Below are 14,349 nucleotides of genomic sequence, written 5' to 3' on the forward strand. Positions count from 1 at the left end.
TAATTCGCAATACGAAATAATAGGGGGAACTTACATAATGCACAACATCGACTACTTGAACAATCCATATCCATCCCAGCGCAACACCGTATTCGCCAAAAACGGGATGGTCGCTACCTCGCAGCCGCTTGCAGCACAAGCAGGTCTCGATATTCTGAAAAAAGGCGGAAATGCCATTGATGCAGCAATCGCCACAGCGGCCTGCCTGACTGTCGTGGAGCCGACTTCCAATGGAATCGGCGGTGACGCCTTTGCACTCGTCTGGACAAAGGGTGAGCTTCACGGCCTGAATGCAAGCGGTCCGGCACCACAATCCATTTCCATCGAAGCTGTAAAAGAACTCGGACACGAAACGATGCCGAAAATGGGTCTGATCCCCGTGACCGTTCCTGGTGCACCGTCCGCATGGGCAGAGCTTTCGAAAAAGTTTGGTAGATTACCATTATCCGAAGTTCTTCAACCTGCAATCGACTATGCGGAGAATGGCTATCCTGTGTCGCCAACCCTCGGCAAGTACTGGAAAGGCGCTTACAATGCCTACAAAAAAGCCTGCACCACAGAAGAATTCGCCCACTGGTTCGAAACTTTCGCGCCGGACGGCCGCGCACCTGAAATCGGAGAAATGTGGTCATCTAAAGGCCATGCAGAAACTCTCAGACAAATCGGGGAAACAAACGGGGAATCCTTCTACAGAGGGAAGCTCGCTCATAAAATCGCCGACTTCAGCAAGCAGCATAACGGCTTCCTGACCTATGAGGATCTTGCAGCCTACCAACCGGAGTGGGTGCAGCCGATCAAGGTCAATTACCGCGGCTACGATGTATGGGAGATTCCGCCGAACGGTCAGGGAATCGTGGCGTTGATGGCACTGAACATGCTGAAAGAAGACACGTTCACAGAAAGAGACTCTCTCGAAACCTACCATAAACAGATCGAAGCAATGAAACTGGCATTCGCTGACGCAAAAAAATACGTGTCTGATCCGACAACTATGACACATACGTCCGAAGATCTGCTCTCCGCCTCTTTCGCAAAAGCGCGCCGTGAGCTAATCGGAGACACAGCCCTAGCGCCGGAACCAGGCACACCACCAAAAGGCGGAACCGTCTACCTGGCGACAGCTGATGGGGAAGGGAATATGGTATCCTTTATCCAGAGCAACTACATGGGCTTCGGCTCAGGTATAGTGGTACCTGGGACAGGAATCGGCCTACAAAACCGTGGACATGATTTCTCCCTCGACCCGGAGCACGAAAACGCACTGGCGCCAGGCAAGAAAACGTACCACACCATCATCCCGGGCTTCCTGACAAAGGACAATGAAGCAGTCGGACCATTCGGCGTCATGGGCGGCTACATGCAGCCACAGGGCCACATGCAAGTCGTCATGAACACCGTCGACTTCCACCTCAACCCGCAAGCGGCACTCGATGCCCCAAGATGGCAGTGGATGGAGGACAAAAAGGTTGTCGTCGAACACCACTTCCCGCAGCACCTTGCCCAAGCCCTGGCACGCAAAGGCCACCAGATCCAAGTCACCCTGGACGGAGGCAGCTTCGGCCGCGGCCAAATCATCTGGCGCGACCCGAAAACAGGCGTACTGAGCGGGGGAACAGAATCACGTACCGATGGGGCGATATTTGCTTATTGATTAATAAATTCATAGGGGCCTGACCCGCACCACGCTAAAGTGATAAAGAAAGTAGCCTTGAACCCGCATTCTAACAACACCTGCTTTATCGCTTTACTACACTGAGGGTCAGGCCCCATCACATAGTTTCAATTTTAGGAGGCAGCACACCATGCATCAAACACAACTCTTCCTTTCCTTCTTCCGCATCGGCATGCTTGGTTATGGCGGCGGCCCGGCGAGCATTCCGCTTGTACATAAAGAGGTTGTAGAGAAAAATAAGTGGCTCACGGACGATGATTTCTCGGATATCCTCGCCATGGCTAATACGTTACCCGGTCCCATCAATACGAAAATGGCGGGCTATATTGGCTATCGCGTGGCCGGCTTTACAGGAATGATGAATGCCTTATTGGCATCAACGATCCCGACCATTATTCTGATGATCGTCCTGCTTACCACACTTGCGAGCTTCAAAGATCAGCCATGGGTACAGGGGATGACCAAGGCAGTTGTGCCGGTAGTCGGCGTGATGCTTGCGGTCCTTACATGGGATTTCTTCAACAACGCAAAAAAAGGTCTAGGATGGATCGCAGCTGCAATCTTGGTCATAGTCAGTTTCCTGACCATCGAACTGCTTGGGATCCACCCAGGCATGGTCATCGCAGTCCTATTGGCTGCAGCCATTTTCAAAAAAGATAAACCGAAGCCGACGCAGGAAAAAGGAGGGGACGCATCATGATCTACTGGGAGATATTCCTCGCCTTTTTCATACCGGGCATCCTGGGGTACGGTGGAGGCCCCGCTTCAATACCCCTTGTAGAAAACGAAGTCGTCCATCACTACGGCTGGCTAACGGTAAGTGAATTCAGTGAGGTTCTCGCACTGGGGAACGCGTTGCCAGGACCGATCGCAACCAAGATGGCCGGCTACATCGGCTATGAACAAGCCGGAATTCTCGGAGCGGCAGTAGGAGTCTTTGCCACCGTGGCCCCATCATTAATCCTGATGATCGGACTCATGAGCATCCTCTACAAATTCCGAGAATCGCCAAAAGTAAAAAGAATGTCCAACTACGTCCGCCCGACCATCGCCCTGCTACTTGGAGGCATGGCGTACCGCTTCTTCTTCGAATCCTACGAAGGATCAGGCGCACTCCAAACACTCTTCCTAATAGTAGCAAGCTACCTGCTGCTTGAAAGGTGGAAGGTGCACCCTGCCTATGTAATAAGTGGAGCGCTGGTTTATGGAGCGGTTGTACTTAGTTGACATAATGACCGGGGTCTGGCCCCGCATTGAGTAAAGTTGACATAACAACAGGGGTCTGGCCCCACCATCAGTAAGTTGACATAACAACAGGGGTCTGGCCTCACCATCAGTAAAGTAGACATAACAACAGGGGTCTGGCCCCCGCCATCAGTAAAGTTAACATAACAACAAGTGCCAGACCCCCCACACCACACAAGGAGGCCACAAACTATGAAAAAACTACTCTTAACAGGCTTCGTCCCGTTCCTAAACTTCCCTGTGAATCCCACAGAGGAAATCGTGAAGTCGTTGGACGGCACTACAATAGGAGACTACCAGATTATCAGCAAGGTACTACCGGTAGACTTTCAGCAATCAGAACTGGAAATCCTGCAGCATTATACGGAAATCCAGCCGGATGCAGTCGTCTCACTTGGTCTTGCTGCCGGCCGCGCGCACATCACACCGGAGCGGATCGCCATCAACTGCAAGGACGGCGCCCCTGACAACAAAGGCGTCACGTGCCAGGACGAGCCGATCAACCCCGACGGTCCAGACGGCTACTTTTCGACCCTGCCGATTCGCGCCATGGTGAACCACCTCACAGAAAACGGCTTCCCAGCAAAAATCTCGAACACCGCCGGTACCTATCTTTGCAACAACGTCATGTACGCCGTCCTGCACAGAATCGCAAAAGAACACAAGCAAGACCAGATCAAAGCCGGCTTCATCCATATCCCGGCGTCCCATGATCTAGCCATCCAGCTGAAGAACAGTCCAAGCTGGTCGCAGCGTGATCTGACCGAAGCAATTCGCTTAGCATTACAAACACTATAATAAAGGGGCAACCAAAATGACCTATTCCATCATTGGTTTTGATCCGAAAGAAAAAGAGTGGGGGATAGCTGTGCAATCGAAGTTTCTCGGTGTCGGGGCAGTGGTTCCTTTTGCTGAGGCCAACGCAGGAGCCATCGCAACCCAGTCCTACGCGAACACCAGATATGGTCCCGAAGGCCTCAAGCTTCTAAAAGAAGGCAAAACCGCGCAGGAAGTGGTCGATCTTCTGACAGAAGCGGATGAGGACCGGGCTTTCCGGCAGCTTGGCGTAATCGATGCACATGGCAACGCGGCTACCTACACCGGCGATAAATGCTACAACTGGGCTGGTGGGCAGACGGGTGCTTTTTATGCTGCACAAGGCAATATCCTCGTAAGTGAAGAAACTGTCCATGCAATGGGAGAAACGTTCACCAAAACGGAAGGCACCTTGGCCGAGCGGCTTCTAAAAGCACTGGAGGCTGGACAGAATGCAGGTGGCGACAGCAGAGGGCAGCAGTCCGCCGCGCTATTGGTGGTAAAAGAAAAAGGGGGATACGCGGGATTTAACGACCGCTATATCGACCTGCGAGTGGATGATCACCAACAGCCGATCCAGGAGCTGATCCGAATCTATCAGTTGCAGCAATTGTATTTTGCTCCGACAAAAAAGGAGAACATTCTCGAAATGTCAGGGGACTTGGAAAAGACCCTCAAAACAAAGCTCAGAAAGCTTGGCTACAAAACTGACAATCTGCAAGAGGCGCTCACCACCTACATCCATACAGAGAACTTTGAGGGACGCGAGCAAGCGAAGGGGTACATCGATAAGGAAGTCCTTGACTATATTCTGGCACAAAAATGAGCGTCCCTTAAGCGGACGCTCTTTCTTTATAATAGAACAAACTGAAAAACTAGCTTAACCCATCCAATTATAGACATCCATAAAGGAATGCAAAAGATAGTACCCCACACAAGTCCTTTAAAAAACCGGTCCTCCTCCATTAACCATCCTCCATCGCAACGAATTACTATAGTTATTGACTGATAGAGATACACGTATACTCCAAAAACAAAAGAAAGACGCTCTTGTTGTTCTAATACACCTCTCCATATTTCTGAAAACTTTGTTCAATTTGGTAGTTGACTAAAGTGATAGCATGTTTCATAATCTAATTATTAGAATTATTATAAAATTCTGTTTTATAACAAGACAGAATTTTACCGAGAAAAGGGGTGGCCTGCAACCAAAAAATAAAAGCGCTTACAACAAGAAAGAGGTGGAAGCACAATGTTTTTCTTCTATGCATTCCTGGTCGTCATCGTTCTTTGCATATTCTTCGCCATCAAAAAACAGCGGCCAATCCTGCTGTCCGTACCGGTATTCGCACTCGCATTCTACGTTCTCGTCGAAATCGCGCTTGTACCCGGATCCTTTATAGACACAGTGAAATTCATCTTTACCCTGCAATAAAAATTGCTTTTGCAATACAATTTTTTATTTTTTTTATTTATTTTAGGTGCCTGACCCCGGCAGGGATTTTTCCATCCGTGTCGAAACCCCAAAATTTCATTAAGGAGGTTTTCTCTTGAAGAAGATTGATAAGTCTGTTGCTGATGCGTATTTTCGCGAGAAGACGAGGTATATTTTCATTTATCTAGCCATTTGGTTTGTTGTTTCTTTTGGAGTGGTGATGTTCGCGGAGTCTCTTGATTTCACTTTTATCGGCGGCTTTCCTTTCCACTATTATATGGGTGCCCAAGGATCGATCCTGGTCTTCGTCATTCTGCTATTCGTAAATGCGAAGGTGAGCGACAAGATCGACCAGAAGTATGGCATCGACGAAAAGGCCAACGAGCAGATGAGCTACGGAAAAACGCTTGACCACTAAATCCTGCAAGCATCACACATCACCATGCATCAACCAGATCGTAACTCTTGCCACTGGATCTATTCTACCCAAGACCCTCACAATGAAGAATCTCGGTTTCAAACAATCGACAATCCGTCTTCACGGCATTGTTTGAAAAAGAAACCTCTACTCAAATAACTCAGCACAAAAAACACGGAACCATCACATACAAAGGGGGATGTACAGTTGGATAATCAGTTTATTGTATCGCTATCATTGATATTGGTTACCTTTGCACTTTATATTGGAATCGCCATTTTCAACAAAGCACGCCAGACCTCGGACTTTTACGTAGCCGGTCGCGGGGTGCCACCGGTATTTAACGGGATGGCAATCGGAGCGGACTGGATGAGTGCGGCTTCATTCATTGGGATGGCCGGAACCATCATGCTACTCGGTTATGACGGACTTGCTTACATAATGGGTTGGACCGGGGGTTACCTGCTCCTCACCTTCCTGCTTGCACCGCAGCTCCGCAAATCTGGACGCTACACAGTGCCGGAGTTTATCGGGGACCGTTTTGATTCCCACACCGCACGCGTCATCGCGGCAATCTGTACAATCATCATCAGTTTCACCTACTCCATCGGGCAGCTTTCCGGCTCAGGAGTGGTAATCGGACGCCTTCTTGAAGTGGACGCAAAAGTTGGAACGATGATCGGGGTTGTCCTGATCGCCTTCTACGCAGCCTTCGGAGGAATGAAAGGTATCACATGGACACAGGTGGCCCAGTACATTGTCCTGATCATTGCCTACTTGATTCCTGTAATCTTCATGAGTCTGCAGCTTACCAATAACCCGCTGCCGTGGCTGACATATGGAAACATCGTCAATGAACTCGGGGCGCTCGATCGGGAGCTCGGTGTATCCGAATATTTTGCACCATTCACCAACGGCACCAAATGGCAGTTCCTTGCGCTTATGTTCACGCTGATGGCCGGTACTGCGGGGCTTCCGCACGTTATCGTCCGCTTCTACACCGTTTCCACGATGAAAGCGGCACGTTGGTCAGGAGCTTGGGCACTTCTTTTCATCGGACTTTTATATCTTTCCGCGCCAGCATATGCGGCATTCTCCCGTTTCATTTTGATGAAAAATGTAGCAGGACAGCCGATTGACCAGCTGCCAGCCTGGACGGAATCCTGGGTCAACACAGGAAAACTGCAGGTAGCCGACACGAACGGAGACGGTATCCTTCAATGGGCAGAGCTGATCATTGCCAACGATATCGTCGTAATGGCAACACCGGAAATCGCCAACCTTGGCGTGTTCATCATCGGACTAGTGGCAGCGGGAGCCATGGCGGCAGCCCTTTCCACAGCAGGCGGACTGATGATCGCTATTTCATCTTCTTTTGCACATGACATCTATTACCGAGTGTTGAGACCAAATTCCACTGATGCAAATCGTTTGAAGGTCGGTCGTATCACGATTGTTGCAGCAACCGTACTAGCGGGACTTGTGGCGCTTAACCCACCAGGCGCGATCACGCAGATTGTCGCATGGGCCTTCGCGCTGGCATCCGGAACATTCTTCCCTGCACTAATTCTGGGAGTATGGTGGAAGCGTGCCAACGCACCGGGCGTCATCGCTGGAATGCTCGTCGGTCTAGCCGTCACGCTTTCCTATATCTTCGCGGCAAAATATGGCGGCTTCACGATTCTCGGCATCATCGACACTGGAGCAGGAGTCTTCGGCGCAGCATCCGCCATCCTGACCATCATCATCGTATCGCTGAGAACAAAAGCACCATCCCAAAAAATCCAGGACGAAGTAGCCGACCTTCGTTACCCGGAACAAATGACATACAAAGATGGGGAAGTTTGGTTGAACAAATAGGGGACAGGTCCCATGTCCCACCACCAATGCTTGCAAGTATGCCGTGGCAACTGCCACGGCATACGCTATTTACGAAGCAGCTACATCTCAACGGCAGACAAAAATATTACCCGTAAAAACAAACTCACTCTAACAAACCGCACATTGCCAATCCATTAATCTAAAATAAGTGGGACAAGGAACCAGTCCCCGAAAGGAGCTCAACCATGCACCATCCCTTATTCCACAACCTCACCATCGATGAGAGAACAAATCTGCTCACCCGCTGCCAAACCCACACCTTCACCCACCACCAGCCTATCCTGAAAGCGAATGAAACGCGGGAGGGGCTCTTTCTCATTCAGTCTGGAACAGTGGAAATCTATTTACCTGCGAACAATCACGATGAAGTCTTGGAAATCATCAAAAAGGACCAACTGATTGGCCTCTCTCACTTTATTCATTTTCTCTCAGCTTCAGATTCTGATTCACTCACCACCAACGAGCCGTCCCTACTCCAGGTTCGAGCCATCGATGATGTGACCGCCCTCTACATTCCTTTCTCCGTACTAAAAGAAAGATGGAGCGACCCCACCGTCCGGGAATACCTGCTCACCCAGGTCAGCGCACGCCTTCATGACGTCTATCAATCTCTCGCAGAACAGGTCCAGCTCGGTAGAAGGCTCACAGATTCCGACACGACGACGCTCAGAGTGCAGGATGTCATGAAAGAAACCTTCATACAAGCGGCATCCACCGACACCATCCAATCCGTTGCGAAAAAGCTTTCAAAAACAAACGATACAGCCGCCGTCATCACAGAAGACAACCATCTACAAGGCATCATCACCATGCACGATTTCGTGAACCGGGTCGTAACAAAGGGGCAAAGCCTTACCCAGCCCGTCCACACCTTTATGACGCCAAACCCGATCACCATCGAGCGGACCGCCTATTTCTATGAAGCTATCACGACCATGCTGCTCCATGGCATCAAACACCTGCCTGTTACAGACGGAAAAAAAACAGTCGGACTCGTCACCCTGACCGAGCTCCTCCAGATTAAAAGCGCCAATTTCCTAAAGGGAACAACACAAATAACAACAGCAAACCATGAAACCCTGCCAACCATCAAGACGGCACTATACTCTACACTCGGCACCATGCTGCAACAACAAGTCCCGACCCTGCACGCATTGGACGTCATGAACACCCTGTACGACCAGCTCATCCAGCGCTGTGTCGAGCTAGCAATCGAGGAAATGCCTGCAAGCCCGTCATCCAGATTCTGCTTTTACCTCATGGGCAGCGCCGGCAGAAGGGAGCAGTTCCTCCTCACCGACCAGGACCACTTCCTCGTATATGAGGACGACAGCAACAGAGAGTACTTCCAAAAGCTCTCGGAAAAAATCGTCGCAAACCTCGAACTGGCAGGCTACAAAAGATGTCCGGGAGACATGATGGCCTCCAACCCGCAGTGGAGCGGCACCTCGGAGCAATGGTACAACCGCATCAGAGAGTGGGTACTCCACGCCACCAACGACAGGCTGCTGCTCGCGCAAAACTTCTTTTCCTACCGGCTCGTCTACGGGGACAACAAACTCCACGAGCAATTCAAAACCAACATAGAACAGTCCCTGGACCGAGCGAAAATCTTTCTGTATCGCCTGTCCCAGCTCGAGCGTGAAAACCCGATCTCTGCCTTGGAGCAGCCGATCCGTTCCATCTTTCGGATGCAAAAGAAAACCATCGACCTGAAAAAGCATATACTTTTTCCGTATCACCACAGTCTGCAGATCCTCGCGCTGATGAACGGGATCACCTATGGCACACCGATTGAGAAAATCGACCAGCTCTACGAGAAGAATATCCTTTCCAACAGCTTTCAAAAGGATCTCAAGGCATCGATCGAATCGATCCTGGACTATTACGTGAAAAATCGCTGGAACCAGCATCAAAAAGGGGAGAAGCTGACCTCGACCCTTGACCTGACCCAGCTGACAACCCGCGAAAAAGAGGAGCTCATGCTCAGCATCCGGCTCATCAAGGAGCTGCAAAGTCACATGCTATCGTACTATTAGGAGAGGAGGTAAACACCGATGTTTCCATTCGCCCGAAAGAATTATTTCCCGAGCAATTTAGCAGAAAACCTACCACTTTCTACACCAATCGACACACTCCAATTCACCGTCTTCGATACAGAGACGACAGGCTTCAACCTGGCAAAAGAGGACCGGATCATTGAGCTTGGTGCAGTAACGATAAAAGGCATGGAAGTGATCGAACAAAGCGCCTTTCAAACCTACGTCAACCCGAATCGACAAATCCCTCGGGAAATTACCGAGCTGACCGGAATCGCCAATGAAAAAGTGGAAAAAGCACCTGACGCTATGCAAGCGATACAAAAACTAACTAGTCTGGCAAACCAGACGTCCGCCTGCTACGTCGGGCACTACGTCACATTTGACATGCACGCCGTCAAGTACGAGCTCAAGCGCCACAACCTGCATTGGAAATCGCCAAAATCAATCGAAACCCTCAACCTGATCGGCTATATCGCGCCTAGCTATGACATGCGAGATCTCGAAAAATACGCACGGGACTTCGGGACACGTATCTACAAGCGCCACTCGGCAATCGGGGATGCTATGACCACGGCATATCTGTTCGTCGAGCTCCTGCAAATCTGCCGTGACAGAGGGATCAACACCTGGGGGGACCTGCTGCGGATAGGGGAAGGAGCTTGAAATATTTTCGGGCTTTATAACCAATCAATAAAAAAAGAAGCTTACGAAATCGTAAACTCCAGAATCGCCCGGGCACTAGTCCAATTTTTATCTGCAAGCCAGACATTTATTTTATAGTTTCCCGGACTCAGGTTCGTGAGAGGGATGTCAAAGCTCATTTCATCCCCCGCTGGCACCATGATTTCCTGATAGATCATGGTGAAAAACTTGCCTTGTGAAAAATGCTCGACCCGCTTGCCATCCCGGTACAAAATGTAGTCATAGCGCTGACCGGTTGTGAAAGTCACCTTCTCAGGCTGTGAGCCAGTGTTTTCAACAATAAAATGCAGCATCACCGAATCCGGCCCCGATGGTGAATAGGTAAGAGTGGCTTCCATTGCCATAATCTTCACGTCCTTCGTATAAACTGAGTATCCCTTTCTATATATATTCCACACTTCGAACCTTAACCCTGCCATTTTTTCACCCTGATTAGTTCCTCAAAACGAAAGAATTCAAAAAAATCGAACAAATCCCTTGTCCCACTTGACATTATTAGCATAAAGCACGACCCAAGCTAATAAACTGTAACTAACCAAACATACAAAGAGAGTGTTTGAGGTGAGGGATCGTAGATTGTCTCGAAGCATAACACCAAACATCCTAATCGTTTTTCTATAAAGCACAACTGTAAGCACTAGGCACTTCGTTACATCGGTATAAGCGGGTCTCATTTCACATTCCTCAACATCCAATTTAGGGAGGGCGAGTGGTGTGCACGATTACATCAAAGAGAGAACTATCAAGATTGGAAAGTATATCGTGGAGACAAAGAAGACAGTTCGCGTGATTGCGAAGGAATTTGGAGTTTCCAAAAGTACTGTCCATAAAGACCTGACAGAAAGACTGCCAGAGATCAACCCAGACTTAGCGAATGAAGTGAAGGATATACTCGATTATCATAAATCCATCCGGCATCTGCGCGGCGGGGAAGCTACCAAGATGAAGTATAAAAAGGAAGAGGAAGCTGTAAAATAAGCAAATATCTTCTCAGACAGTCCATTTTATATAAAATTGGGCTGTTTTTTATGTTTTGTTCAATATCGAGCTGCCGGCAGAGTCGGATTTTATATGGCAAAAAAGGCCTATGCTCAAAAAAATGGATTTACGCTCAAAAACGGCACGAAAAAATGAATTTATGCACAAAATAAGAAATATACGCACAAAAATACCAAAATACGCACAAAACGCATGATTCGACAAAATCCGATAAAACATACATCCAACGAGCCTTGGTGCCTGTCCCCTACTCCCCACCCGTTGCCCACCTTCCCACAGCACACACCACCGCAACCAATTTCACAAAACCCAGTCCAAAACAACAACTTAAATAATTCGACAAAAACATTAAATTTATGACATGAAATTAATGTTAATTTCAACCTTTTATTTGTAATTTGTGATAGAATATACAATTAGGACTATAAGTTGTCGGACAACAGTCGCAAAGCATATGCAAGGAGGAAAATAGTAACATGTTTGCTAGGGATATAGGGATTGATTTAGGAACGGCAAACGTTCTCATCCACGTAAAAGGAAAAGGGATCGTTCTAAATGAGCCGTCAGTAGTGGCACTTGATACAAACACGGGAAAAGTATTAGCGGTAGGGGAAGAAGCCCGCAAAATGGTAGGGCGTACTCCAGGAAACATTGTAGCGATGCGACCGCTAAAAGATGGAGTAATCGCAGATTTCGAAGTCACAGAAGCAATGCTGAAGCATTTTATAAAAAAACTGAACGTCAAAGGCTTTCTTTCCAAGCCGCGCATCCTGATCTGCTGCCCAACGAACATCACATCCGTTGAGCAAAAAGCGATCAGGGAAGCTGCCGAAAAAAGCGGCGGCAAAAAAGTTTACCTCGAAGAAGAGCCGAAAGTGGCAGCAATCGGAGCGGGAATGGACATCTTCCAGCCAAGCGGTAACATGGTTGTCGACATCGGCGGTGGAACCACCGACGTAGCTGTACTATCCATGGGAGACATCGTCACCGCAAGCTCCATCAAAATGGCCGGTGACAAATTCGACGCCGAAATTCTTCAATACATCAAGAAAAAATACAAGCTCCTAATCGGGGAACGCACAGCGGAGAACATCAAAATCTCCATCGCAACCGTCTTCCCGGGATCACGCAGCGAAAAAATAGACATCCGCGGACGCGACATGGTCAGTGGCCTTCCACAAACCATCACCGTCTCATCCGAAGAAATCGAAGAAGCACTTCGCGAATCCGTACAAGTCATCGTACAAGCAGCGAAAAGCGTACTCGAACGCACACCACCAGAACTATCGTCCGACATCATCGATCGTGGTGTCATCCTGACAGGCGGCGGCGCACTTCTCCACGGCATGGACCAGCTCCTAGCCGAAGAACTAAAGGTACCCGTCCTCGTCGCAGAACACCCAATGGACTGCGTAGCAATCGGCACAGGCATCATGCTCGACCACATCGACCGCCTGCCAAGAAAAAGCTTTGCCTAAAAAAATAAAAAAACAAAAACAAAAACCCAAAAGAGCAGCCCCCTAAACCCGGCTGCTCTTTTCCACGCAAAAAACAAAATTTTATAAGACTACCTCACAACAGTTCTCCCAGCTTCATGAAACAAAAAATCTAAAGAACACTGCTGTATGGGGTCTGACCCTTCAAACCAACAAAAACTAAAAAACACTCTGCACATCCTACCCTCGCAACCTAAACACCAAAAAAGCCGCAAGGGTCAGACCCCGGTCTTGAGCGTCCCTCCCGAACGAAACATTCAAAAAACAACACCAAAACCCCATCAAGTAAAAAGGGCCCCAATCCCTTTAACTAAACCACACAAAATTCAAACATCCTTTCCCCACCTCAACATCCTACTCAATAGGGACTAAAGAATCCGCAAAATACCGAAAATTAATCGGATTAACATTACTTTACTCCCGAAATAAAAAATTCCCTCAAAAGTTATAAAACGTCTTCGAAGGTTATATATAAAGAACAACCACACTTCGGAGGTGCTCTCCCATGCTTCATAAAACCAAACTCATGTGGCACAGAATCAGAGCAAGATACCACGAAATACTGATCCAGGACTGCCTGGACGAAAAACTGAAGCAATCACTAACGGATAAACTGAATTATCATAGATCCCAACTCACAACCATGATGATAAAAGAATAATAACCATAATAGAGGGAGCTCCTTTGAAAAAGGAGCTCCCTCTAAATTTATTTGTAAATAGTTTTATAGGCTAATGAACGAAATTATCAACATTTTCTGAAATTCCAAAAGGTAAATTCAAATTCTTCAATTCATTTCTTCTTTTTGAAAAATCCATAATAGTTAGGCCTGATAGTTCATCATTTTCAAAATCGAATCTGAGATAAATTCCTTCTGCAAAGTCTTCTGAATAAGATGGACGTGGTTCACCAAATGAAATATACAAAACATCATTAGCCTCATCATAATGAGTCTGTGTCTGTTGTTTTTTCATAAATGACCGTTCCCTCCTTTTCCAAGTTGACTTTTTTCTGGAATAATCCTGTTATTACGAACCCATATTCCTTTGATGAATGATCGACTACAGTTTTAATATAAACCATTGGATAAGTAGACATTTCACTTTTTCCAATATAAAGTAATCTATTGGAATTCTGTTTACTTTCAACAACTAACTGGGGATTTTCAATGGTTTCTTGAATAGCCAACTCATTATCTCTCATTTCGGGATGCCCTACAACTATATGATTATCGAATTGCTCTTTCTCAAGAAATACCCTTTTTCCAAAAATGTCAGTAGTATCAAAAATGTTGTAGTTGTTTTTTGTTGATGAAATCTTATCATCCATTATTTATTATATGCCCTTTCGTCGACTTGGATAACCCCTTTTTCTTGAAGTTTCAATAATGATTCCTCGTTTGGTAAATTAGGTATTGGTCCAAACGCTTCTTCATACTTGATGATATGTTCATTCAATAGTTGCGAGAAAACTTTTGCGTGCTGTGGGCTCATATAGATATCCACAATATTATCAGCAATATTTTCTGGACTTTGAGTGGTGAATTGTAGTCTAAGGTCAAAAAGTTGCATTGCAATATTTACGGAATTAGAGTAGTAAAGGTTATTTTTTTCATGCATAGTTCTCTCCCCTTTTAATATTTC

17 protein-coding genes are annotated in these 14,349 nt (G+C 47.5%); 13 read left to right on the forward strand and 4 right to left on the reverse strand.

Going from position 1 to position 14,349, the window contains the following annotated elements; translation table 11 throughout:
- Nucleotides 1-46: 46 nt before the first annotated feature.
- From ACFVAD_RS16270 to ACFVAD_RS16315, 10 genes are all read left to right on the forward strand, one after another.
- Nucleotides 47-1,651 (forward strand): gamma-glutamyltransferase family protein, encoded by a 1,605-nt coding sequence (locus tag ACFVAD_RS16270; RefSeq protein WP_386642393.1) that lies wholly within the window; start codon nt 47-49, stop codon nt 1,649-1,651.
- Nucleotides 1,652-1,802: 151 nt separating this feature from the next.
- Nucleotides 1,803-2,372, forward strand: coding sequence for a chromate transporter (locus ACFVAD_RS16275; RefSeq protein WP_386642259.1), 570 nt, complete (start codon nt 1,803-1,805; stop codon nt 2,370-2,372).
- Nucleotides 2,369-2,899 (forward strand): chromate transporter, encoded by a 531-nt coding sequence (locus ACFVAD_RS16280; RefSeq protein ID WP_386642262.1) that lies wholly within the window; start codon nt 2,369-2,371, stop codon nt 2,897-2,899. Before ACFVAD_RS16275 ends, ACFVAD_RS16280 begins: the two co-directional genes overlap by 4 nt.
- A gap of 210 nt (nt 2,900-3,109) precedes the next feature.
- On the forward strand, nt 3,110-3,715 hold the full coding sequence (gene pcp, locus ACFVAD_RS16285; RefSeq protein ID WP_386642265.1) for a pyroglutamyl-peptidase I: 606 nt from the start codon (nt 3,110-3,112) through the stop codon (nt 3,713-3,715).
- A 16-nt stretch (nt 3,716-3,731) separates the two neighbouring features.
- A complete protein-coding gene (locus ACFVAD_RS16290) occupies nt 3,732-4,559 on the forward strand; it encodes a DUF1028 domain-containing protein (RefSeq protein ID WP_386642268.1) in 828 nt (275 codons plus the stop codon).
- 426 nt (nt 4,560-4,985) lie between these two features.
- On the forward strand, nt 4,986-5,168 hold the full coding sequence (locus tag ACFVAD_RS16295) for a hypothetical protein (RefSeq protein ID WP_386642271.1): 183 nt from the start codon (nt 4,986-4,988) through the stop codon (nt 5,166-5,168).
- 115 nt (nt 5,169-5,283) lie between these two features.
- On the forward strand, nt 5,284-5,586 hold the full coding sequence (locus ACFVAD_RS16300; RefSeq protein ID WP_386642274.1) for a DUF4212 domain-containing protein: 303 nt from the start codon (nt 5,284-5,286) through the stop codon (nt 5,584-5,586).
- 207 nt (nt 5,587-5,793) lie between these two features.
- Complete coding sequence (locus tag ACFVAD_RS16305; RefSeq protein ID WP_386642277.1) at nt 5,794-7,446, forward strand: sodium:solute symporter family protein; 1,653 nt, start codon at nt 5,794-5,796, stop codon at nt 7,444-7,446.
- Between the two features lie 206 nt (nt 7,447-7,652).
- Nucleotides 7,653-9,506: a DUF294 nucleotidyltransferase-like domain-containing protein gene (locus ACFVAD_RS16310; RefSeq protein WP_386642280.1), complete on the forward strand. Its 1,854-nt coding sequence runs from the start codon at nt 7,653-7,655 to the stop codon at nt 9,504-9,506.
- Between the two features lie 18 nt (nt 9,507-9,524).
- Nucleotides 9,525-10,172 carry a 3'-5' exonuclease gene (locus ACFVAD_RS16315; RefSeq protein ID WP_386642283.1) on the forward strand — a complete coding sequence of 216 codons (648 nt, stop codon included), beginning with the start codon at nt 9,525-9,527 and terminating at the stop codon, nt 10,170-10,172.
- Between the two features lie 41 nt (nt 10,173-10,213).
- Here the strand turns inward: ACFVAD_RS16315 and ACFVAD_RS16320 are convergent, their stop codons facing one another.
- Nucleotides 10,214-10,555 carry a BsuPI-related putative proteinase inhibitor gene (locus ACFVAD_RS16320; protein WP_386642286.1) on the reverse strand — a complete coding sequence of 114 codons (342 nt, stop codon included), beginning with the start codon at nt 10,553-10,555 and terminating at the stop codon, nt 10,214-10,216.
- 370 nt (nt 10,556-10,925) lie between these two features.
- Between ACFVAD_RS16320 and spoIIID the strand changes: the two genes are divergently transcribed.
- From spoIIID to ACFVAD_RS16335, 3 genes are all read left to right on the forward strand, one after another.
- Entirely contained in the window at nt 10,926-11,189 is a 264-nt protein-coding gene (gene spoIIID / locus ACFVAD_RS16325; protein WP_204412950.1) for a sporulation transcriptional regulator SpoIIID, read from the forward strand.
- 497 nt (nt 11,190-11,686) lie between these two features.
- Complete coding sequence (gene mreB, locus ACFVAD_RS16330; RefSeq protein ID WP_224839718.1) at nt 11,687-12,688, forward strand: rod shape-determining protein; 1,002 nt, start codon at nt 11,687-11,689, stop codon at nt 12,686-12,688.
- A gap of 523 nt (nt 12,689-13,211) precedes the next feature.
- Nucleotides 13,212-13,367 (forward strand): hypothetical protein, encoded by a 156-nt coding sequence (locus ACFVAD_RS16335; protein WP_386642290.1) that lies wholly within the window; start codon nt 13,212-13,214, stop codon nt 13,365-13,367.
- A gap of 70 nt (nt 13,368-13,437) precedes the next feature.
- Here the strand turns inward: ACFVAD_RS16335 and ACFVAD_RS16340 are convergent, their stop codons facing one another.
- From ACFVAD_RS16340 to ACFVAD_RS16350, 3 genes are read right to left on the reverse strand one after another with little or no spacing between them, the layout of a single operon-like run.
- A complete protein-coding gene (locus ACFVAD_RS16340; RefSeq protein ID WP_386642292.1) occupies nt 13,438-13,680 on the reverse strand; it encodes a DUF2283 domain-containing protein in 243 nt (80 codons plus the stop codon).
- A complete protein-coding gene (locus tag ACFVAD_RS16345) occupies nt 13,649-14,035 on the reverse strand; it encodes a hypothetical protein (protein ID WP_386642295.1) in 387 nt (128 codons plus the stop codon). The genes ACFVAD_RS16340 and ACFVAD_RS16345 overlap by 32 nt, the downstream gene beginning before the upstream one ends.
- Nucleotides 14,035-14,325 carry a DUF3467 domain-containing protein gene (locus ACFVAD_RS16350; protein WP_386642298.1) on the reverse strand — a complete coding sequence of 97 codons (291 nt, stop codon included), beginning with the start codon at nt 14,323-14,325 and terminating at the stop codon, nt 14,035-14,037. Before ACFVAD_RS16350 ends, ACFVAD_RS16345 begins: the two co-directional genes overlap by 1 nt.
- Nucleotides 14,326-14,349: the final 24 nt, after the last annotated feature.

Origin of the sequence: Sutcliffiella sp. NPDC057660, assembly GCF_042800035.1 — a bacterium.
GTDB lineage: Bacteria > Bacillota > Bacilli > Bacillales > Bacillaceae_I > Sutcliffiella_A.

Bases quoted from the DNA above. Each gene is read 5' to 3' on its own strand.
- ACFVAD_RS16275 (WP_386642259.1), top strand. From the start codon at position 1,803: ATGCATCAAACACAACTCTTCCTTTCCTTCTTCCGCATCGGCATGCTT.
- ACFVAD_RS16280 (WP_386642262.1), top strand. From the start codon at position 2,369: ATGATCTACTGGGAGATATTCCTCGCCTTTTTCATACCGGGCATCCTG.
- pcp (WP_386642265.1), top strand. From the start codon at position 3,110: ATGAAAAAACTACTCTTAACAGGCTTCGTCCCGTTCCTAAACTTCCCT.
- ACFVAD_RS16290 (WP_386642268.1), top strand. From the start codon at position 3,732: ATGACCTATTCCATCATTGGTTTTGATCCGAAAGAAAAAGAGTGGGGG.
- ACFVAD_RS16295 (WP_386642271.1), top strand. From the start codon at position 4,986: ATGTTTTTCTTCTATGCATTCCTGGTCGTCATCGTTCTTTGCATATTC.
- ACFVAD_RS16310 (WP_386642280.1), top strand. From the start codon at position 7,653: ATGCACCATCCCTTATTCCACAACCTCACCATCGATGAGAGAACAAAT.
- ACFVAD_RS16315 (WP_386642283.1), top strand. From the start codon at position 9,525: ATGTTTCCATTCGCCCGAAAGAATTATTTCCCGAGCAATTTAGCAGAA.
- ACFVAD_RS16320 (WP_386642286.1), bottom strand. From the start codon at position 10,555: ATGGCAATGGAAGCCACTCTTACCTATTCACCATCGGGGCCGGATTCG.
- mreB (WP_224839718.1), top strand. From the start codon at position 11,687: ATGTTTGCTAGGGATATAGGGATTGATTTAGGAACGGCAAACGTTCTC.
- ACFVAD_RS16335 (WP_386642290.1), top strand. From the start codon at position 13,212: ATGCTTCATAAAACCAAACTCATGTGGCACAGAATCAGAGCAAGATAC.
- ACFVAD_RS16340 (WP_386642292.1), bottom strand. From the start codon at position 13,680: ATGAAAAAACAACAGACACAGACTCATTATGATGAGGCTAATGATGTT.
- ACFVAD_RS16345 (WP_386642295.1), bottom strand. From the start codon at position 14,035: ATGGATGATAAGATTTCATCAACAAAAAACAACTACAACATTTTTGAT.
- ACFVAD_RS16350 (WP_386642298.1), bottom strand. From the start codon at position 14,325: ATGCATGAAAAAAATAACCTTTACTACTCTAATTCCGTAAATATTGCA.